22 protein-coding genes and 1 other annotated feature are annotated in these 20,039 nt (G+C 45.5%); all 22 genes read left to right on the top strand.

Features of this window, described 5'->3' with window-relative positions; translation table 11 throughout:
* The first annotated feature begins 59 nt into the window (after positions 1-59).
* Positions 60-203: a sequence feature (ribosomal protein L10 leader region), on the top strand.
* A gap of 58 nt (positions 204-261) precedes the next feature.
* A complete protein-coding gene (gene rplJ, locus BTO30_RS06255) occupies positions 262-762 on the top strand; it encodes a 50S ribosomal protein L10 (RefSeq protein ID WP_075397866.1) in 501 nt (166 codons plus the stop codon).
* A gap of 71 nt (positions 763-833) precedes the next feature.
* Entirely contained in the window at positions 834-1,196 is a 363-nt protein-coding gene (rplL, locus tag BTO30_RS06250) for a 50S ribosomal protein L7/L12 (RefSeq protein ID WP_075397865.1), read from the top strand.
* Between the two features lie 69 nt (positions 1,197-1,265).
* Positions 1,266-1,865 carry a class I SAM-dependent methyltransferase gene (locus tag BTO30_RS06245; protein WP_075397885.1) on the top strand — a complete coding sequence of 200 codons (600 nt, stop codon included), beginning with the start codon at positions 1,266-1,268 and terminating at the stop codon, positions 1,863-1,865.
* A 241-nt stretch (positions 1,866-2,106) separates the two neighbouring features.
* The gene (gene rpoB, locus BTO30_RS06240; protein WP_075397864.1) at positions 2,107-5,661 is read left to right on the top strand and encodes a DNA-directed RNA polymerase subunit beta; all 3,555 of its coding nucleotides are present in this window, start codon (positions 2,107-2,109) and stop codon (positions 5,659-5,661) included.
* A gap of 93 nt (positions 5,662-5,754) precedes the next feature.
* Positions 5,755-9,345: a DNA-directed RNA polymerase subunit beta' gene (gene rpoC, locus BTO30_RS06235; protein WP_075397863.1), complete on the top strand. Its 3,591-nt coding sequence runs from the start codon at positions 5,755-5,757 to the stop codon at positions 9,343-9,345.
* Between the two features lie 254 nt (positions 9,346-9,599).
* Positions 9,600-10,022, top strand: a complete 423-nt coding sequence (gene rpsL, locus BTO30_RS06230; RefSeq protein ID WP_045851848.1) for a 30S ribosomal protein S12 — start codon at positions 9,600-9,602, stop codon at positions 10,020-10,022.
* A 41-nt stretch (positions 10,023-10,063) separates the two neighbouring features.
* A complete protein-coding gene (gene rpsG, locus BTO30_RS06225) occupies positions 10,064-10,534 on the top strand; it encodes a 30S ribosomal protein S7 (RefSeq protein ID WP_075397862.1) in 471 nt (156 codons plus the stop codon).
* A gap of 45 nt (positions 10,535-10,579) precedes the next feature.
* Positions 10,580-12,658, top strand: coding sequence for an elongation factor G (fusA, locus tag BTO30_RS06220; RefSeq protein WP_075397861.1), 2,079 nt, complete (start codon positions 10,580-10,582; stop codon positions 12,656-12,658).
* A gap of 131 nt (positions 12,659-12,789) precedes the next feature.
* The gene (gene tuf / locus BTO30_RS06215; protein ID WP_075397860.1) at positions 12,790-13,977 is read left to right on the top strand and encodes an elongation factor Tu; all 1,188 of its coding nucleotides are present in this window, start codon (positions 12,790-12,792) and stop codon (positions 13,975-13,977) included.
* Between the two features lie 232 nt (positions 13,978-14,209).
* Entirely contained in the window at positions 14,210-14,518 is a 309-nt protein-coding gene (rpsJ, locus tag BTO30_RS06210; protein ID WP_083632321.1) for a 30S ribosomal protein S10, read from the top strand.
* Between the two features lie 36 nt (positions 14,519-14,554).
* The gene (gene rplC / locus BTO30_RS06205; protein ID WP_075397859.1) at positions 14,555-15,187 is read left to right on the top strand and encodes a 50S ribosomal protein L3; all 633 of its coding nucleotides are present in this window, start codon (positions 14,555-14,557) and stop codon (positions 15,185-15,187) included.
* 30 nt (positions 15,188-15,217) lie between these two features.
* Positions 15,218-15,841 carry a 50S ribosomal protein L4 gene (rplD, locus tag BTO30_RS06200; RefSeq protein WP_075397858.1) on the top strand — a complete coding sequence of 208 codons (624 nt, stop codon included), beginning with the start codon at positions 15,218-15,220 and terminating at the stop codon, positions 15,839-15,841.
* Positions 15,841-16,125: a 50S ribosomal protein L23 gene (rplW, locus tag BTO30_RS06195; RefSeq protein ID WP_075397857.1), complete on the top strand. Its 285-nt coding sequence runs from the start codon at positions 15,841-15,843 to the stop codon at positions 16,123-16,125. The genes rplD and rplW overlap by 1 nt, the downstream gene beginning before the upstream one ends.
* A gap of 33 nt (positions 16,126-16,158) precedes the next feature.
* Positions 16,159-16,989 carry a 50S ribosomal protein L2 gene (gene rplB, locus BTO30_RS06190; protein ID WP_075397856.1) on the top strand — a complete coding sequence of 277 codons (831 nt, stop codon included), beginning with the start codon at positions 16,159-16,161 and terminating at the stop codon, positions 16,987-16,989.
* A 60-nt stretch (positions 16,990-17,049) separates the two neighbouring features.
* Positions 17,050-17,328, top strand: a complete 279-nt coding sequence (gene rpsS / locus BTO30_RS06185) for a 30S ribosomal protein S19 (protein WP_075397855.1) — start codon at positions 17,050-17,052, stop codon at positions 17,326-17,328.
* A 19-nt stretch (positions 17,329-17,347) separates the two neighbouring features.
* On the top strand, positions 17,348-17,689 hold the full coding sequence (gene rplV, locus BTO30_RS06180; protein WP_075397854.1) for a 50S ribosomal protein L22: 342 nt from the start codon (positions 17,348-17,350) through the stop codon (positions 17,687-17,689).
* Positions 17,690-17,692: 3 nt separating this feature from the next.
* Positions 17,693-18,349, top strand: a complete 657-nt coding sequence (gene rpsC, locus BTO30_RS06175; protein WP_075397853.1) for a 30S ribosomal protein S3 — start codon at positions 17,693-17,695, stop codon at positions 18,347-18,349.
* Between the two features lies 1 nt (position 18,350).
* Positions 18,351-18,785, top strand: a complete 435-nt coding sequence (rplP, locus tag BTO30_RS06170; protein ID WP_075397852.1) for a 50S ribosomal protein L16 — start codon at positions 18,351-18,353, stop codon at positions 18,783-18,785.
* A complete protein-coding gene (gene rpmC, locus BTO30_RS06165) occupies positions 18,775-18,972 on the top strand; it encodes a 50S ribosomal protein L29 (protein ID WP_075397851.1) in 198 nt (65 codons plus the stop codon). The genes rplP and rpmC overlap by 11 nt, the downstream gene beginning before the upstream one ends.
* Positions 18,973-18,991: 19 nt before the next feature.
* On the top strand, positions 18,992-19,255 hold the full coding sequence (gene rpsQ / locus BTO30_RS06160; protein ID WP_050182390.1) for a 30S ribosomal protein S17: 264 nt from the start codon (positions 18,992-18,994) through the stop codon (positions 19,253-19,255).
* A 44-nt stretch (positions 19,256-19,299) separates the two neighbouring features.
* Positions 19,300-19,668 (top strand): 50S ribosomal protein L14, encoded by a 369-nt coding sequence (gene rplN / locus BTO30_RS06155; protein WP_018395165.1) that lies wholly within the window; start codon positions 19,300-19,302, stop codon positions 19,666-19,668.
* 42 nt (positions 19,669-19,710) lie between these two features.
* Entirely contained in the window at positions 19,711-20,022 is a 312-nt protein-coding gene (gene rplX, locus BTO30_RS06150) for a 50S ribosomal protein L24 (protein WP_075397850.1), read from the top strand.
* The last annotated feature ends 17 nt before the right edge of the window (positions 20,023-20,039 follow it).

The raw sequence follows: 20,039 nt of genomic DNA, 5'->3' as shown, positions 1-20,039 counted from the left end.
ATGTGAGTCACAAAGGCGGTGCAACAGGACGTTGCGTTTATAGCCTTTGATCCGTTTTATATATATGTACATTTGTACCGTAGACAGCAGGGGCTTACGCTTAATCATCCTGCCGAGGACATGCGAAATAGATAGTGCGACATTTTTGTCCGCTTTTCGTGCCTCTATGTCTTCCGGGACATAGAGGCTTTTTACGTTTCCCGTGACGGTATTAAATTGTGAGCGGTCCCGCTCGTACAAATTCTACAGGAGGTGTAGCAGATGAGCAGCATTATCGAGAAAAAACAAGCGCTTGTCAGTGAAATTGCTGACAAACTGAAAAACAGCCCATCGACAGTTATCGTTGACTACCGCGGTCTTTCCGTGGCACAAGTAACGGAACTTCGTAAGCAGCTTCGTGAAGCAGGCGTTGAGTTCAAAGTATACAAAAATACAATGACTCGCCGTGCGGCTGAACAAGCAGGTATTGAAGGCCTTGAAGAATTCCTTACAGGTCCTAATGCGATTGCGTTCGGCAGCGAGGATGTTGTCGCTCCAGCTAAAATTTTGAATGAATTCGCTAAGAAAAACGAAGCACTTGAAATTAAAGCGGGCGTTCTTGAAGGCAATTTCGTTTCTGTTGAAGAAGTTAAAGCACTTGCAGAACTTCCTTCACGCGAAGGTCTTCTTTCTATGGTACTCAGCGTTCTTCAAGCGCCAATCCGCAACTTCGCTCTTGCAGCGAAAGCAGTGGCCGATCAAAAAGAAGAGCAAGGTGCATAATTGTAAGGCAAGCCGGTTAACGGCATCGTAAATATAACTATTTTTAAAACACACTAAGGAGGAAATATAAAATGTCTAAAGAGCAAATCATTGAAGCAATCAAAGAAATGTCCGTTCTTGAATTGAACGACCTTGTAAAAGCAATCGAAGAAGAATTCGGCGTAACAGCAGCTGCACCAGTAGCAGTAGTAGGTGGCGCTGGCGGCGATGCAGCAGCAGAAAAAACTGAATTTGACGTTGTTCTTGCTGGCGCAGGCGACCAAAAAATCAAAGTTATCAAAGTTGTTCGCGAAATCACAGGTCTTGGTTTGAAAGAAGCGAAAGAGCTTGTTGACAACACACCAAAAGCGCTTAAAGAAGGCGTAGCGAAAGAAGAAGCTGAAGAAATCAAAGCGAAACTTGAAGAAGTTGGCGCTTCTGTAGAAGTGAAGTAATTTTTGATGCAATGACACAAAAGCCCGCTGGAATCAGCGGGCTTTTGTTTATTGAAAGGGGAAATTTCTGTGGGTGACCATTACTTTTCCAAAAATCCGGACAGCGAACACCGCCCGCGCCAGTTTTCATTTACACTGCGGGGAAAAGAATACCGATTTAACACGGATGCCGGTGTTTTCTCAAGAACAGAAGTGGATTTCGGTTCAAGGTTGTTAGTTGCAACGTTTGAATGGCCGAAAGTAGAGGGACCGGTGCTTGATGCGGGATGCGGATACGGGCCCATCGGTATTTCACTTGCGGCTGAACAGCCAGACCGTACGATTCATATGATCGATATAAATGATAGGGCGCTTTCGCTTGCGCGTCAAAATGCAAAGGTGAATGGTGTCGAAAATGTTAAAATATATGAAAGTGACCGTCTGCAAAATGTGTCGGAGGAAGGGTTTGCGGCCGTTATCACAAACCCGCCGATTCGGGCTGGTAAACAAGTGGTGTTCGACATCTTGCGAAATGGGTTTGCAAAACTGGCGGAAGGCGGAGAGATTTGGGTTGTCATTCAAAAGAAGCAAGGAGCTCCATCTGCTCTAAAAGAATTAGAGAGATTGGCCGGCTCGTGTGAAACGGCCGCGAAGTCAAAAGGCTATTTTATTTTGCGTGCGAAAAAATAATTGACCCTAAAAAAACGGTATGCTATTATTGTAAAATGCCAATATAATATTTGTGCCCGTTTGTCAATGAGAATTTTTTTTCACTGCAATGGGAACAATGACAACAAAATAGGGCCATTTGTGATAAAAATGAGGTTTTCTTTGACAAAACCTTTTTCTTTTTGTCTTATTGAGTATGAAAATACTCTGCCTTAAGATGAATTATAGGCAATTATAACGCTTGATTTGAGGGGTGAATCAGTTGACAGGTCAACTAGTTCAGTATGGACGACACCGCCAGCGCAGAAGCTATGCGCGCATTAGTGAAGTATTGGAATTACCGAATTTGATTGAGATTCAAACAGCCTCCTATCAATGGTTTCTTGATGAGGGTCTGCGTGAAATGTTCCAGGACATTTCTCCGATTGAAGATTTCACAGGTAATCTGGCACTGGAATTCATTGATTACAGTCTTGCCGAGCCGAAATATCCCGTGGATGAGTCAAAAGAGCGCGATGTTACGTATTCCGCTCCGCTCCGCGTGAAAGTCCGTCTTTTAAATAAAGAAACGGGCGAAGTGAAAGATCAGGAAGTTTTCATGGGCGATTTCCCGCTTATGACTGAAACAGGAACATTCATTATTAACGGTGCAGAGCGCGTTATCGTTTCCCAGCTCGTTCGTTCTCCAAGTGTATATTACAACGGAAAACTGGACAAAAATGGAAAACGCGGGTTCACTGCGACTGTTATTCCAAACCGCGGTGCCTGGTTAGAATATGAAACAGATGCTAAAGACATTGTCTATGTCCGTATTGACCGGACGCGTAAATTGCCGATTACGGTATTATTGCGTGCGCTCGGGTTTGGTACTGATCAAGAAATCATCGACTTGCTTGGTGATAACGAATATTTACGTAATACACTTGAAAAAGATAACACGGAAACAACGGAAAAAGCGCTGATTGAAATTTATGAGCGTCTTCGTCCGGGCGAGCCGCCGACAGTTGAAAATGCGAAGAGTCTTCTTGTCTCCCGCTTCTTTGACCCGAAACGGTACGATCTTGCAAGTGTCGGACGCTATAAAATGAATAAAAAGCTTCACACGAAAAACCGTCTGTTCGGTCAGCGTCTTGCTGAAACGCTTGCTGATCCGGAAACGGGTGAAATTATTGCAGAAGCAGGAACGGTTCTTGACCGCCGCACTCTCGATAAAATCATCCCTTATCTTGAAAATGGGGCATCTTTCAAATCGTACCGTCAATCCGGCGGCGTGATTGAAGATGAAATGACGGTTCAGTCCATTAAAGTGTATGCACCGAACAGTGAAGAAGAGCAGGTTATCAACATTATCGGAAACGGCTTCCCAGAAATGAACGTGAAGAATATTACGCCAGCTGACATTATTGCGTCAATCGGTTATTTCTTCAATCTTCTTTATGGCGTAGGCGATACAGATGATATCGATCACCTGGGCAACCGCCGTCTCCGCTCTGTCGGTGAGCTTTTACAAAACCAATTCCGTATCGGCTTATCCCGTATGGAGCGCGTTGTTCGGGAGCGTATGTCGATTCAAGATACGGCAACGATTACACCGCAGCAATTAATTAATATTCGCCCGGTTATTGCGTCGATTAAAGAGTTCTTTGGAAGCTCGCAGCTTTCTCAGTTCATGGATCAGACGAATCCTCTGGCTGAATTGACCCATAAACGCCGTCTTTCGGCCCTTGGTCCTGGTGGTTTAACGCGTGAGCGCGCCGGCTTTGAAGTGCGCGACGTTCATTACTCCCACTATGGCCGCATGTGTCCGATTGAAACGCCTGAGGGCCCGAATATCGGCTTGATCAACTCATTATCATCTTTTGCGAAAGTAAACCGCTTCGGCTTCATTGAAACACCTTACCGCCGCGTTGATCCGGATACGGGCTGCGTGACGGAAAGAATCGATTACTTAACAGCGGATGAAGAAGATAACTATGTTGTCGCGCAGGCAAATGTACCGCTAAATGAAGACGGCTCATTTGCGGAAGAGGAAGTTGTCGCACGTTTCCGCGGCGAAAATACCGTTGTCAAACGTGAGCGTGCGGATTACATGGATGTATCGCCGAAGCAGGTTGTATCGGCAGCGACAGCATGTATCCCATTCTTAGAGAACGATGACTCCAACCGTGCCCTCATGGGAGCGAACATGCAGCGTCAGGCTGTTCCGTTAATGCAGCCGGAAGCGCCGATTGTTGGAACAGGTATGGAGTATGTATCGGGTAAAGACTCCGGTGCAGCTGTTATCTGTAAGCATGAAGGGATTGTCGAACGCGTAGAAGCACGCCAAATTTTTGTCCGCCGCATTCAAGAAGTGGACGGGCAGGAAGTAAAAGGTGATCTCGACAAATATAAACTTCAAAAATTTATCCGTTCCAACCAGGGAACGTGTTATAACCAGCGTCCGATTGTTGCAGTCGGAGACCGTGTCACAAAAGGGGAAATCCTTGCTGATGGTCCTTCAATGGAACTAGGTGAGCTTGCTCTTGGCCGCAACGTTCTTGTTGCCTTCATGACATGGGATGGATACAACTATGAAGATGCCATCATTATGAGTGAAAGACTTGTAAAAGATGATGTGTATACATCGATTCATATTGAAGAGTATGAGTCAGAGTCACGCGATACGAAGCTCGGACCGGAAGAAATTACACGTGACATTCCGAACGTTGGGGAAGATGCACTTCGCAACCTCGATGACCGCGGGATTATCCGGATCGGTGCGGAAGTAAAAGACGGTGACTTGCTCGTCGGGAAAGTAACGCCTAAAGGGGTAACAGAACTGACGGCTGAAGAGCGTCTTCTTCATGCGATCTTCGGTGAAAAAGCGCGTGAAGTCCGCGATACATCGCTGCGTGTTCCTCACGGCGGCGGCGGTATTGTCCTTGACGTAAAAGTCTTTAACCGTGAAGATGGAGATGAACTGCCACCTGGTGTTAACCAGCTCGTGCGCGTATACATCGTTCAGAAGCGGAAGATTTCTGAAGGGGATAAAATGGCCGGACGTCACGGTAACAAGGGGGTTATTTCCCGCATTTTGCCGGAGGAAGATATGCCTTTCTTACCGGATGGCACACCGGTTGATATCATGCTTAACCCGCTCGGCGTACCTTCCCGTATGAATATCGGTCAGGTGCTTGAGCTTCACTTAGGTATGGCTGCCCGTTACCTTGGCATTCATGTTGCATCTCCTGTATTTGATGGTGCCTCAGAGGATGACGTATGGGAAACAATTGAAGAAGCGGGTATGAGCCGGGATGCGAAAACCGTCTTGTACGATGGACGCAACGGTGAACCGTTCGATAACCGCGTTTCAGTCGGAATCATGTATATGATCAAACTGGCCCATATGGTTGACGATAAGCTTCATGCCCGTTCGACGGGACCATACTCACTCGTTACACAGCAGCCTCTTGGCGGTAAAGCCCAATTCGGCGGTCAGCGTTTCGGTGAGATGGAAGTATGGGCGCTTGAAGCATACGGCGCTGCTTATACATTGCAGGAAATTTTAACGGTTAAATCCGATGACATCGTCGGCCGTGTCAAAACGTACGAAGCGATTGTTAAAGGTGAAAATGTTCCAGAGCCAGGCGTTCCGGAATCATTCAAAGTATTGATTAAAGAACTGCAAAGTCTCGGTATGGACGTGAAAATCATGTCCGGCGATGATCAGGAAATTGAAATGCGTGATCTTGAAGATGAAGATGACGTGCAGCCGGCTGATACATTAAATATCGCTCCTGAAACAGCCGGGACTGAGCCGATCGGATCAACAGACTGAACCATTAAATAGTTTCGTCCAAAAAGCGCTTGTTTTCAGCGCTTTTTGGGCGCTTTCAAGGAAATCGGTAAAAAGAAAAGGGAGGTAGGCCCCTTGATCGATGTTAATAATTTCGAGTATATGAAAATTGGTCTTGCTTCACCGGATAAGATTCGTTCGTGGTCTTACGGAGAAGTGAAGAAACCTGAAACAATCAACTACCGTACGCTGAAGCCGGAGAAAGACGGTTTGTTTTGCGAACGAATTTTCGGCCCTACGAAAGACTGGGAATGTCATTGCGGCAAATACAAGCGTGTTCGTTACAAAGGCGTTGTCTGCGATCGCTGCGGCGTTGAAGTAACAAAAGCAAAAGTGCGCCGTGAACGCATGGGTCACATTGAACTGGCTGCGCCTGTTTCGCATATCTGGTATTTCAAAGGTATTCCAAGCCGTATGGGTCTTGTGCTTGATATGTCTCCGCGCGCGCTGGAAGAAGTGATTTATTTTGCTTCATACGTAGTCACTGAATCCGGTGATACCGCGCTTGAAAAGAAACAGCTTCTTTCTGAAAAAGAATATCGCACATACCGTGATAAATACGGTAATAAATTCCAGGCATCAATGGGAGCGGAAGCCATTAAAAAGCTTCTTCAAGATATTGATCTTGAGAAAGAAACAGAACAGTTAAAAGAAGAGCTGAAATCTGCTCAAGGACAGCGCCGCACCCGTGCGATCAAACGTCTTGAAGTGATTGAAGCGTTCCGTCATTCCGGAAATAAACCGGATTGGATGATTCTTGACGTTCTGCCAGTTATCCCGCCGGAATTGCGCCCGATGGTACAACTGGACGGCGGCCGTTTTGCGACATCAGATTTGAACGATTTGTACCGCCGTGTAATCAACCGGAATAACCGTTTGAAGCGTCTTCTTGACCTTGGTGCACCGAGCATCATCGTTCAAAATGAAAAGCGTATGCTGCAGGAAGCAGTTGATGCGCTGATCGATAATGGACGCCGCGGACGCCCGGTAACAGGTCCTGGTAACCGTCCGTTGAAATCTCTTTCTCACATGCTGAAAGGGAAGCAAGGCCGTTTCCGTCAAAACCTGCTGGGAAAACGTGTTGACTATTCAGGCCGTTCCGTCATTGTTGTTGGACCGAACTTGAAAATGTATCAATGTGGTCTTCCGAAAGAAATGGCACTTGAATTGTTCAAACCATTTGTGATGAAAGAACTCGTTGAAAGAGGTCTTGCACACAACATTAAGAGTGCAAAACGTAAAATCGAGCGCGTCCAATCAGACGTTTGGGACGTACTTGAAGAAGTCATTAAGGAGCATCCGGTTTTACTGAACCGCGCACCGACACTTCACCGTCTCGGTATTCAGGCATTTGAACCGACGCTTGTAGAAGGACGTGCGATCCGTCTTCATCCGCTCGTTTGTACAGCGTATAACGCTGACTTTGACGGTGACCAGATGGCCGTTCACGTTCCGCTTTCCGCTGAAGCACAGGCAGAAGCGCGCATGCTTATGCTTGCTGCGCAAAACATCTTGAATCCGAAAGACGGAAAACCGGTTGTAACGCCGTCTCAGGATATGGTACTCGGTAACTACTACTTAACGCTTGAACGCGAAGGAGCAGTGGGTGAAGGGGCTATTTTCAAAGATACGAATGAAGCGATTTTGGCATACCAAAATGGCTACGTTCACCTCCATACACGTGTGGCGGTAGCGGCATCGTCGCTTGAAAATCAAACTTTTACAGAAGAGCAAAATAAAAAGCTTCTTGTCACGACGGTTGGTAAATTGATTTTCAACGAAATTTTACCGGATACATTCCCGTATATTAACGAACCGACAAGCAGCAACCTTGAAGTGAAGACGCCGGAAAAATATTTTGTGGACGCAGGTGTGGATGTACGCGAACACATCGCAAAACAAGAAATTGTACCGCCGTTTAAAAAGAAGATTCTCGGTAACATCATTGCCGAAGTGTTTAAACGCTTCAAAATTACAGAAACATCGAAAATGCTTGACCGCATGAAAGACCTTGGCTTTAGACACTCGACAAAAGCGGGTATTACAGTAGGGGTAGCGGACATCGTCGTCTTAGGTGAAAAAGAAGAAATCCTGAAAGAAGCTCAGGCAAAAGTGGATAACGTTATGAAACAGTTCCGCCGCGGTTTAATTACTGAAGAAGAACGATACGATCGCGTTATTTCTGTCTGGAGCGCAGCGAAAGATGTCATTCAGGGCAAATTGATGGAATCACTTGATAAACGCAACCCGATCTTCATGATGAGTGACTCGGGCGCGCGCGGTAACGCATCAAACTTTACACAGCTTGCCGGTATGCGCGGACTTATGGCCAACCCGGCCGGCCGTATTATCGAACTTCCGATCAAGTCTTCATTCCGTGAAGGTCTGACGGTACTCGAGTACTTTATTTCGACGCATGGTGCGCGTAAAGGTCTGGCAGATACCGCACTGAAAACAGCCGATTCAGGTTACTTAACACGCCGTCTTGTGGACGTAGCACAGGATGTAATTGTCCGTGAAGATGATTGTGGCACAGACCGCGGCTTAGAAATCAGCTCGATTAAAGACGGAACGGAAATCATTGAAGCGCTGGAAGAACGTCTTGTCGGCCGTTATTCACGCAAAGCGATTAAACATCCGGAAACGGGCGAGGTACTCGTGCGTGAAAACGAACAAATTGACGAAGATTTAGCAAAAGTGGTTGTGGAAGCTGGCGTTGAAAAAGTATGGATTCGCTCCGCATTCACATGTAACACACGCCACGGTGTATGTAAAAAATGCTATGGCCGCAACTTGGCAACAGGCCAAGAAGTGGAAGTTGGTGAAGCGGTCGGTATTATCGCTGCCCAATCCATTGGTGAGCCGGGTACACAGCTTACAATGCGTACGTTCCATACAGGCGGTGTAGCAGGAGACGATATCACGCAGGGTCTTCCGCGTATCCAGGAGATTTTCGAGGCGCGTAATCCGAAAGGTCAGGCGCTTATCTCTGAAATTAATGGTACAGTTACATCCATTACAGAAGGACGCGACCGCCAGCAGGAAATCACTATTCAAGGGGATGTGGAAACCCGTACGTATTCCGCTCCTTACACAGCGCGCTTAAAAGTAGCGGTCAACGATCAAATCGAACGCGGTCAAGTCTTGACTGAAGGTTCAATTGATCCGAAAGAATACTTGAAAATCAAAGATGTTACATCTGTTCAGGAATACTTGCTTCGCGAAGTGCAAAAAGTATACCGTATGCAAGGTGTAGAAATCGGCGATAAGCACGTGGAAGTGATGGTACGTCAAATGCTTCGTAAAGTGCGTGTTCTTGAAGCGGGAGATACCGATGTTCTTCCGGGCAGTTTGCTTGAAATTCATCAGTTCCGTGACGCGAATGAAAAAGTTCTGCTCGAAGGCGGCACACCGGCGACAGGGCGTCCAATCCTGCTTGGTATTACGAAAGCGTCGCTGGAAACAGATTCCTTCTTGTCTGCGGCGTCCTTCCAGGAAACAACGCGTGTCTTGACGGACGCAGCGATCAAAGGAAAACGCGACGAATTGCTCGGTTTGAAAGAAAACGTCATTATCGGAAAACTCGTTCCGGCGGGTACCGGTATGCAGCGTTACAGACGATCCGAAGCGAACCTGAAACAGGAAAAATCCGTTCCGGTTGAATAAATACGTTATCGGTGTCTGTACACACAGACACCGATAAATTTTTCAGAAAGATAGTTGACACTAAAAAACGAAAATGATACTATGATCAAGGTGCTCCTATACGACCCTTATTAGATGTTCAGATATAGGAACAAAACAATTGTTGCTACTATATGCAAATGATGTTTTTGCAGTTTGCTGCAAGAACTTTGTTTTTGCCCAAAAATGAGCCACCTGGAAGTGTGGGCTTAGAAAAAGGAAGGGAGGATCTTTACATGCCTACTATTAATCAGTTAGTACGTAAGCCTCGTAAATCAAAGATCACTAAATCGAAGTCTCCGGCGCTTAATAAAGGATTCAACAGCTTTAAGAAATCCCAAACAGATGTACTTTCTCCGCAAAAGCGCGGTGTTTGCACACGTGTTGGTACAATGACGCCGAAGAAACCGAACTCAGCGCTTCGTAAATATGCGCGTGTGCGTTTGAGCAACGGTATTGAGGTAACAGCTTATATCCCTGGTATCGGCCATAACCTTCAAGAGCATAGTGTTGTTTTGATCCGCGGCGGACGCGTAAAAGACTTACCGGGGGTACGTTACCACATCGTTCGTGGTGCGCTTGATACTGCCGGCGTTGAAACTCGTCGCCAAGGCCGTTCTAAATACGGTACAAAACGTCCTAAAGCTCCTAAAGCATAATAAAAATCTTAGACACTTAATTTCCGAAAGGAGGAAAACACATGCCACGTAAAGGTCCTGTATCAAAAAGAGACGTATTGCCTGATCCGCTTTACAACTCGAAACTTGTTACACGTCTTATTAACAAAATGATGGTTGACGGGAAGCGTGGAAAATCCCAAGCCATCCTTTACGCAGCTTTTGACACAATCCGTGAACGCACGGGTAATGATCCAATGGAAGTATTCGACCAGGCGATGAAAAACATCATGCCGGTACTAGAGGTACGCGCTCGCCGCGTCGGTGGTGCAAACTATCAGGTACCAGTTGAAGTTCGTCCGGAACGCCGTACAACACTCGGCCTCCGCTGGTTGGTAAACTACGCACGTCTTCGCGGTGAAAAAACAATGGAAGAACGCCTTGCAGCGGAAATCCTTGATGCAGCAAACAACAGCGGTGCTTCTGTTAAAAAACGCGAAGATACACACAAAATGGCGGAAGCGAACAAAGCATTCGCTCACTACCGCTGGTGATTTTTAAAATAAACCTACCCTAATCCAGGAAGGAGAAAGACATAGATGGCAAGAGAGTTCTCCTTGAAAAACACTCGTAACATCGGAATCATGGCTCACATCGATGCTGGTAAAACAACAACGACTGAGCGTATCCTTTATTACACTGGCCGTATCCATAAAATTGGTGAAACGCACGAAGGTGCATCACAAATGGACTGGATGGAGCAAGAGCAGGAGCGCGGGATCACAATCACGTCTGCTGCGACAACTGCTCAATGGAAAGGCCACCGTGTTAACATCATTGATACACCGGGACACGTAGACTTCACGGTTGAAGTTGAACGTTCTTTGCGCGTACTTGATGGTGCTGTAACGGTTCTTGACGCTCAATCAGGTGTAGAGCCGCAAACGGAAACAGTATGGCGTCAGGCGACAACTTACGGTGTTCCACGTGTCGTATTCGTCAACAAAATGGACAAATTGGGTGCAGACTTCCTTTACTCCGTCCGCACAATCCATGACCGTCTAATGGCGAACGCACACCCAATTCAATTGCCAATCGGTGCTGAAGACGAGTTCTCAGGAATCATTGACTTAATTGAAATGAAAGCAACAATGTATGGCAATGACCTCGGAACTGAAATCGAAGTTGTTGACATTCCTGCTGATTATCAAGACCAGGCAGAAGAGTACCGTGAAAAGCTAATTGAAGCTGTAGCGGAACTTGACGAAGAACTAATGGAGAAATACCTCGGTGGCGAAGAGTTGACGAATGACGAAATCAAAGCTGCGATCCGCAAAGGTGTTATCAACGTAGAATTCTTCCCTGTGATGGTTGGTTCAGCGTTTAAAAACAAAGGTGTTCAGCTTATGCTGGATGCTGTTATCGATTACCTTCCATCACCTGTTGATGTACCGGCAATTAAAGGTACACTTCCGGACAGTGATGAAGAAGTGGAACGTGAATCAAGCGACGAAGCGCCATTCTCGGCACTTGCGTTTAAAGTTATGACAGATCCATATGTCGGTAAATTAACATTCTTCCGCGTATATTCAGGTGTTCTTCAGTCTGGTTCATACGTACAAAACTCTACAAAAGGGAAGCGTGAGCGCGTAGGACGTATCCTGCAAATGCACGCAAACTCCCGTGAAGAGATTTCGGAAGTATACGCAGGGGACATCGCTGCTGCGGTTGGTCTTAAAGATACAACAACAGGCGATACACTGTGCGATGAGAAAAACCTTGTTATTCTTGAGTCTATGGAGTTCCCTGAGCCGGTTATCTCTCTCTCTGTTGAGCCGAAAACAAAGGCTGACCAAGATAAGATGACAACAGCACTTCAAAAACTTCAAGAAGAAGATCCGACATTCCATGCGCATACTGACCAGGAAACTGGAGAAGTTATTATCGCAGGTATGGGTGAGCTTCACCTTGATATCATCGTTGACCGTATGCGCCGCGAGTTCAAAGTAGAAGCTAACGTTGGTGCACCACAAGTATCTTACCGTGAAACATTCCGTTCAAGTGCACAGGTTGAGGGTAAATTTGCCCGTCAGTCAGGTGGACGCGGACAGTTTGGTCATGTTTGGATCGAGTTCTCTCCTAACGAAGAAGGAGCAGGCTTCGAATTTGAAAATGGCATCGTCGGTGGATCTGTACCACGCGAATACATCCCAGCAGTTCAAGCAGGCCTTGAAGACGCTATGAAAAACGGTGTTCTTGCCGGTTATCCTTTGATCGACGTGAAAGCACGTCTTTTCGATGGTTCTTACCATGATGTCGATTCATCTGAGATGGCATTTAAAATCGCTGCATCAATGGCGCTTAAAAATGCAATTTCTAAATGTAACCCGGTACTTCTTGAGCCGCTTATGAAAGTAGAAGTTGTTATTCCAGACGAATATCTTGGCGATATCATGGGTGATATTACATCACGCCGTGGACGCGTAGAAGGTATGGAAGCACGCGGTAACGCACAAGTAGTTAAAGCGTTCGTTCCACTTTCTGAAATGTTCGGCTACGCAACGTCACTTCGTTCCAACACGCAAGGACGCGGTAACTACTCTATGCACTTCGACCACTACGAAGAAGTGCCGAAGAGTGTAGCAGAAGGCATCATCAAAAAAAATAAAGGCGAATAATTGATTTATACCCGCTAATCAAGTATAAATACTATTGTAAGCTTTCCCTCCTTTCAGAAAAGACGTCTTTTCTGAAAGGAGAACTATATAAACAACAACTAATTTCTATATTTTGAAGGAGGAACTTCCTAATGGCAAAAGCAAAATTCGACCGTTCAAAACCACACGTTAACATCGGCACAATCGGCCACGTTGACCATGGTAAAACAACTTTAACAGCTGCAATCACAACTGTTCTTGCAAAAACAGGTGGTGCAGAAGCACGTGCATACGATCAAATCGATGGTGCTCCTGAAGAGCGCGAGCGCGGTATCACAATCTCAACTGCACACGTTGAGTACGAAACTGAAAACCGTCACTATGCACACGTAGACTGCCCTGGACATGCTGACTATGTTAAAAACATGATCACTGGTGCTGCTCAAATGGACGGCGGTATTCTTGTAGTATCTGCTGCTGACGGCCCGATGCCACAAACTCGTGAGCACATCCTTCTTTCACGTCAAGTAGGTGTTCCTTACCTTGTAGTATTCATGAACAAATGCGACATGGTAGATGACGAAGAACTTCTTGAACTAGTTGAAATGGAAGTCCGTGACCTTCTTTCTGAATATGATTTCCCTGGCGATGACATTCCTGTTATCAAAGGTTCTGCTCTTAAAGCTCTTGAAGGCGATGCAGCATGGGAAGAGAAAATCCATGAACTAATGAACGCTGTTGACGAGTACATCCCAACTCCAACACGCGACACTGATAAAGATTTCATGATGCCTGTTGAGGATGTTTTCTCAATCACAGGCCGTGGTACAGTAGCAACTGGCCGCGTTGAGCGTGGACAAATCAAAGTCGGTGATGTTGTAGAAATCATCGGTTTGACTGAAGAGCCAAAATCAACAACTGTAACAGGTGTTGAAATGTTCCGTAAACTTCTTGACTATGCAGAAGCTGGTGACAACATCGGCGCGCTTCTTCGCGGTGTAGCTCGTGAAGAAATCCAACGTGGTCAAGTACTTGCGAAACCAGGTTCAATCACACCGCATACTACTTTCAAAGCGGAAGTTTATGTTCTTTCTAAAGAAGAAGGTGGACGTCACACTCCATTCTTCTCTAACTACCGCCCGCAGTTCTACTTCCGTACAACTGACGTAACTGGTATCTGCAACCTTCCTGAGGGCGTAGAAATGGTTATGCCTGGCGATAACGTTGAAATGTCTGTAGAATTGATCGCTCCAATCGCGATTGAAGAAGGTACAAAATTCTCAATCCGTGAAGGCGGCCGTACTGTAGGCGCTGGCGTTGTAGCAACAATCCAAAAATAAGGTTTAACCTTTGACAGTCCGGTTTTAACCGGACTGTTTTTATATGTGAAAAAAATTGATTCATGTGTTGCAAACAAGACACAAACCATGTATAATAAACAATGTTGGTTTTTGACAGCGATGATGCGGAAGGTTGCTGACACACCCGGCCGCTTTGCCATGGCGGTGATGTCAGGTAAAATTTTCGCGGAGTATGTCTATTAGCTAAATAGGCGATAAAGGAGGGAAAATAATGGCAAAACAAAAAATTCGTATTCGTTTGAAAGCATATGATCATCGTATTCTTGATCAATCAGCTGAGAAAATCGTTGAAACGGCTAAACGTTCAGGTGCAAGTGTATCTGGTCCGATTCCGCTTCCGACTGAGAAATCTGTTTACACAATTCTTCGTGCAGTTCATAAGTACAAAGATTCTCGTGAGCAGTTCGAAATGCGTACTCATAAACGTTTAATCGATATCGTGAACCCGACTCCAAAAACAGTTGATTCATTGATGCGTTTAGACTTGCCATCAGGCGTTGACATCGAAATTAAACTTTAATAAATAAAACTAACAATTAATCAGGAGGTGTGACTCATGACCAAAGGAATCTTAGGAAGAAAAATCGGTATGACGCAAGTGTTTGCTGAAAACGGCGACCTTATCCCGGTAACTGTAATCGAAGCTGCACCAAACGTTGTACTTCAAAAGAAAACAGTCGAAAGCGACGGCTACTCAGCGGTTCAACTAGGTTTTGAAGACAAGCGCGAAAAGCTTGCGAACAAACCATCACTTGGACACATAAAGAAAGCAGGCGAAGGCATCGCACCTAAGCGCTTCATTCGTGAGTTCCGTAACATCGACAGCGATCTTGAAATTGGTCAAGAAGTCAAAGTTGATATTTTTGCAGAAGGCGACATCGTCGACGTAACAGGAATTTCCAAAGGGAAAGGCTTCCAAGGTGCTATTAAGCGTCACGGACAAAGCCGCGGCCCTATGTCTCATGGTTCCCGCTACCATCGTCGTCCGGGCTCAATGGGTCCTGTAGCGCCAAACCGTGTATTTAAAAACAAACTTCTCCCTGGCCGTATGGGCGGAGAGCAAGTGACAGTACAAAACCTGCAAGTGGTGAAAGTAGACGCTGAGCGCAACGTTCTTCTTATCAAAGGAAACGTTCCAGGTTCTAAAAAAGCCTTGATTCAGGTGAAATCTGCGGTTAAAGCAAACTAATCAACTTTTCTGGGAAAGGAGGAAACAGAAATGGCTAAAGTTAAAGTATTAAACCAAACGGGTTCTGAAGTCGGCGATATCGAACTAAACGATGCGGTATTCGGAATCGAACCAAACGAACATGTAGTATTTGAAGCAGTGGTTATGCAGCGCGCTTCTTTGCGCCAAGGTAATCATAAAGTAAAAAACCGTTCGGAAGTGAGCGGCGGCGGCCGTAAACCATGGCGTCAAAAAGGAACTGGACGCGCGCGTCAAGGTTCTATCCGCTCTCCACAATGGCGCGGCGGTGGTACTGTATTCGGACCAACACCACGCAGCTATAGCTACAAACTGCCGAAGAAAGTACGTCGTCTTGCATTGAAATCTGTTTTGTCATCAAAAGTAAAAGAGCAAAACATTCTTGTTTTGGAAGCTTTATCGTTTGATGCACCAAAAACAAAAGAATTTGTAAACGTCTTGAAAAACTTGTCTGTTGACTCAAAAGCATTGATCGTAACAGATACAGTAAACGAATTCGTTGCATTGTCAGCTCGCAACATCCCTGGAGTAACAGTGGTTGAAGCTGCAGGCATCAACGTCCTTGATCTGCTTGGACACGATAAGCTTATCATGACAAAAGCAGCGGTTGAAAAAGTAGAGGAGGTGCTTGCATAATGGATGCACGCGATGTGATTAAGCGCCCCGTTATTACTGAACAATCCATGGCTGTAATGGCTGAGAAAAAATACACTTTTGAAGTGGACGTACGCGCAAACAAAACGCAAGTGAAGACGGCTGTTGAAGAGATCTTCGGCGTTAAAGTAAAAAACGTAAACGTCATGAACTACAAAGGTAAATTCAAGCGTATGGGACGCCATGTCGGCTATACAAACAAACGCCGCAAAGCAATCGTAACATTAACGCAAGACAGCAAAGAAATCGAACTTTTCGAAGCTTAATAAACACATAAAATAGAAGAGGAGGGACACGAAATGGCGATTAAAAAGTACAAACCGACCACAAATGGTCGTCGTAATATGACATCTCTTGACTTTGCTGAGATTACAACAAGCACACCTGAGAAATCATTGCTTGAGCCTTTGAAAAAGAAAGGCGGCCGTAACAACCAAGGTAAAATCACAGTTCGTCATAAAGGCGGCGGTCACAAGCGTCAATACCGTATCATCGATTTTAAACGTGACAAAGACGGCATTCCAGGCCGCGTTGCTACAATCGAATACGATCCGAACCGCTCGGCTAACATCGCACTCGTGAACTACGTTGACGGAGAAAAACGTTACATCTTAGCTCCAAAGAACATCCAAGTTGGAACAGAAATTATGTCTGGACCAGAAGCGGATATTAAAGTAGGAAATGCACTTCCACTTGCTAATATTCCGGTTGGTACAGTAATCCACAACATTGAATTGAAACCAGGCAAAGGCGGACAATTAGTTCGTTCTGCAGGTACTTCAGCTCAAGTGCTTGGTAAAGAAGGTAAATATGTTCTTGTTCGCTTGAACTCTGGCGAAGTACGCATGATTCTTGCTACATGCCGTGCAACAATCGGCCAAGTTGGTAATGAGCAGCATGAACTTGTTAACATCGGTAAAGCAGGCCGTTCCCGCTGGTTAGGTAAAAAACCTACAGTACGCGGTTCTGTTATGAACCCGAACGACCATCCACATGGTGGTGGTGAAGGACGCGCGCCAATCGGACGTAAAGGTCCTGTTACACCTTGGGGCAAACCAGCTCTTGGCTATAAAACACGTAAGAAAACAAACAAATCCGATAAATTTATCGTTCGTCGCCGTAAAAAATAACGTAATTGTCCTACGGTTCCAAGTGCGAACCGTAGATCAATCACGAAGGGAGGTACACAAATGGGCCGCAGCTTGAAAAAAGGACCTTTTGTTGATGATCATTTATTCAATAAAGTTGAAAAATTGAACGAAACTGAAAAGAAACAAGTTATCAAAACTTGGTCACGCCGTTCTACAATTTTCCCGCAATTCATCGGACACACAATCGCAGTTTACGATGGTCGCAAACACGTACCTGTTTACGTAACTGAAGATATGGTTGGACATAAACTTGGTGAATTCGCTCCAACGCGTACGTACAAAGGACACGTTGCAGACGATAAGAAAACAAGACGCTAATTGAGAGGAGGATATTTCAATGGAAGCTAAAGCTGTCTTAAGAACAGTCCGCATTGCTCCTCGTAAAGCACGTCTAGTTATTGACTTGATTCGAGGCAAGCAAGTTGGAGAAGCAGTGGCGATTTTAAAACACACGCCAAAAACAGCATCTCCTGTAATCGAAAAACTTTTGAACTCTGCGATTGCAAATGCAGAGCACAACTATGATCTTGATGTAAACAACCTCGTTGTAACGCAAGCTTACGTTAACGAAGGACCAACATTGAAACGTTTCCGTCCACGTGCAATGGGACGTGCAAGCGCAATTAACAAACGCACTAGCCACATCACAATCGTCGTGGCAGAAAAGAAGGAGGGATAATTCGTGGGTCAAAAAGTACATCCTCATGGACTGCGCGTCGGGATCATTCGCGACTGGGATTCAAAATGGTACGCCGAAAAAGACTACGCTGATCTTCTACATGAAGATTTGAAAGTGCGCGGCTACATTGAAGAACGTCTTAAAGATGCTTCTTTATCCCGTGTTGAAATCGAACGTGCTGCGAATCGCGTGAACATCACAGTTCACACTGCTAAACCCGGTATGGTTATCGGTAAAGGTGGTTCTGAAGTAGAAGCACTTCGCAAAGCTTTAAATGAATTGACAGGCAAACGTGTTCACATTAACATCGTTGAAGTGAAACGTGCTGACCTTGATGCTAAACTTGTTGCGGAAAACATCGCTCGTCAACTTGAAAACCGTGTATCATTCCGCCGTGCTCAAAAGCAGGCTATCCAACGGACAATCCGTTCTGGTGCAAAAGGAATTAAAACACAGGTTTCAGGACGCCTTGGCGGAGCAGATATTGCCCGTGCCGAACATTACAGTGAAGGAACAGTTCCACTTCATACTCTTCGTGCTGACATCGACTATGCACATGTTGAAGCAGACACAACTTACGGCAAACTTGGCGTAAAAGTATGGATCTACCGTGGAGAGGTTCTTCCTGCGAAGAAGAAAACTCAGGAAGGAGGCAAATAATATGTTGTTGCCAAAACGCGTTAAATACCGTCGTGTACACCGCGGCAAAATGCGCGGTCAAGCGAAAGGCGGAACAGAAGTAGCATTTGGTGAATACGGTCTTCAAGCTGTTGAAGCTTCATGGATCACTAACCGCCAAATCGAATCTGCCCGTATTGCGATGACTCGTTACATGAAACGTGGCGGTAAAGTTTGGATTAAAATTTTCCCGCACAAACCATACACGAAAAAACCTCTTGAAGTACGGATGGGTTCTGGTAAAGGTGCTCCTGAAGGCTGGGTAGCGGTTGTTAAACCAGGCAAGATCATGTTTGAAATTGCCGGTGTTTCTGAAGAAGTAGCACGTGAAGCACTTCGTCTGGCATCTCACAAGCTGCCAGTGAAATGCAAAATCGTAAAACGTGAAGAAATTGGTGGTGAATCAAATGAAAGCTAATGAAATCCGTGAACTTACCACTGCTGAAATTGAACAACAAGTAAAGTCGCTCAAAGAAGAACTTTTCAACCTTCGCTTTCAATTGGCGACGGGACAGCTTGAGAATACTGCTCGTATTCGTGAAGTACGTAAAGCAATCGCCCGCATGAAAACCGTGATTCATCAACGGGAAATTGATAATCGATAATTGAAAGGAGGTTTGCACGATGAGCGAACGCAATCAGCGCAAAGTTTACACAGGCCGCGTTGTATCCGACAAAATGGATAAAACAGTAACGGTTCTTGTTGAAACATACAAAACACACAAACTTTATGGCAAACGCGTAAAGTACTCGAAAAAGTTTAAAGCTCATGATGAGAACAACGAAGCAAAAATCGGTGACGTAGTACGCATCATGGAAACTCGCCCGCTTTCTGCAACAAAACGTTTCCGCCTTCTAGAAGTAGTGGAAAAAGCAGTCATCATCTAATTTATGTTCGGATAGATGTTAAAGTCCGAAAGGAGGTAACCTAAATGATCCAGCAAGAATCACGTTTAAAAGTAGCTGACAACTCTGGTGCACGTGAAGTATTAACGATCAAAGTCCTCGGTGGTTCAGGCCGTAAAACAGCTAACGTCGGTGATGTAATCGTATGTACAGTAAAACAAGCAACACCAGGTGGCGTTGTCAAAAAAGGTGAAGTGGTAAAAGCGGTTATCGTTCGTACGAAACGCGGCGTTCGCCGTAATGACGGTTCCTACATCCGCTTCGACGAAAACGCGTGCGTTATCATTCGTGACGACAAGAGCCCACGTGGCACACGTATTTTCGGCCCGGTTGCCCGCGAACTTCGCGACAGCAATTTCATGAAGATTGTTTCCCTTGCTCCGGAAGTAATCTAATTGAACTGAATAAATAAAAGGCCAATCAAGGAGGTGCGCAACATGCACGTGAAAAAAGGCGATAAAGTCATGGTCATCACAGGAAAAGATAAAGGCAAAACAGGCGTTGTTCTTGCAGCTTTCCCTAAAAAAGACCGTGTACTTGTTGAAGGTGTCAACATCGTGAAAAAACACGCGAAACCTTCACAATTGAATCCGCAAGGCGGCATCCTCAGCCAGGAGGCAGCTATTCACGTATCCAATGTAATGCTGTTGGATCCGAAAACAAATGAACCTACTCGTGTAGGTTACAAAGAAGTGGACGGCAAAAAAGTCCGCGTAGCTAAAAAATCCGGTGAAACTCTAGATAAATAAAAAGTTCAAGAAGGGAG

This window comes from Domibacillus antri, from assembly GCF_001936625.1.
Lineage (GTDB): Bacteria > Bacillota > Bacilli > Bacillales > Domibacillaceae > Domibacillus > Domibacillus antri.
The sequence above is the reverse complement of the archived record's forward strand: the minus strand, read 5'-3'. Positions and strand labels throughout refer to the sequence as shown.

Bases quoted from the DNA above. Each gene is read 5' to 3' on its own strand.
- rpmC (WP_075397851.1), top strand. From the start codon at position 18,775: ATGAAAGCTAATGAAATCCGTGAACTTACCACTGCTGAAATTGAACAA.
- rpsJ (WP_083632321.1), top strand. From the start codon at position 14,210: ATGGCAAAACAAAAAATTCGTATTCGTTTGAAAGCATATGATCATCGT.
- rplX (WP_075397850.1), top strand. From the start codon at position 19,711: ATGCACGTGAAAAAAGGCGATAAAGTCATGGTCATCACAGGAAAAGAT.
- rpsS (WP_075397855.1), top strand. From the start codon at position 17,050: ATGGGCCGCAGCTTGAAAAAAGGACCTTTTGTTGATGATCATTTATTC.
- rplC (WP_075397859.1), top strand. From the start codon at position 14,555: ATGACCAAAGGAATCTTAGGAAGAAAAATCGGTATGACGCAAGTGTTT.
- rplD (WP_075397858.1), top strand. From the start codon at position 15,218: ATGGCTAAAGTTAAAGTATTAAACCAAACGGGTTCTGAAGTCGGCGAT.
- rpsQ (WP_050182390.1), top strand. From the start codon at position 18,992: ATGAGCGAACGCAATCAGCGCAAAGTTTACACAGGCCGCGTTGTATCC.
- tuf (WP_075397860.1), top strand. From the start codon at position 12,790: ATGGCAAAAGCAAAATTCGACCGTTCAAAACCACACGTTAACATCGGC.
- rplN (WP_018395165.1), top strand. From the start codon at position 19,300: ATGATCCAGCAAGAATCACGTTTAAAAGTAGCTGACAACTCTGGTGCA.
- rplJ (WP_075397866.1), top strand. From the start codon at position 262: ATGAGCAGCATTATCGAGAAAAAACAAGCGCTTGTCAGTGAAATTGCT.
- rplV (WP_075397854.1), top strand. From the start codon at position 17,348: ATGGAAGCTAAAGCTGTCTTAAGAACAGTCCGCATTGCTCCTCGTAAA.
- rplL (WP_075397865.1), top strand. From the start codon at position 834: ATGTCTAAAGAGCAAATCATTGAAGCAATCAAAGAAATGTCCGTTCTT.
- rpsG (WP_075397862.1), top strand. From the start codon at position 10,064: ATGCCACGTAAAGGTCCTGTATCAAAAAGAGACGTATTGCCTGATCCG.
- rplP (WP_075397852.1), top strand. From the start codon at position 18,351: ATGTTGTTGCCAAAACGCGTTAAATACCGTCGTGTACACCGCGGCAAA.
- rplB (WP_075397856.1), top strand. From the start codon at position 16,159: ATGGCGATTAAAAAGTACAAACCGACCACAAATGGTCGTCGTAATATG.
- rpsL (WP_045851848.1), top strand. From the start codon at position 9,600: ATGCCTACTATTAATCAGTTAGTACGTAAGCCTCGTAAATCAAAGATC.
- fusA (WP_075397861.1), top strand. From the start codon at position 10,580: ATGGCAAGAGAGTTCTCCTTGAAAAACACTCGTAACATCGGAATCATG.
- rplW (WP_075397857.1), top strand. From the start codon at position 15,841: ATGGATGCACGCGATGTGATTAAGCGCCCCGTTATTACTGAACAATCC.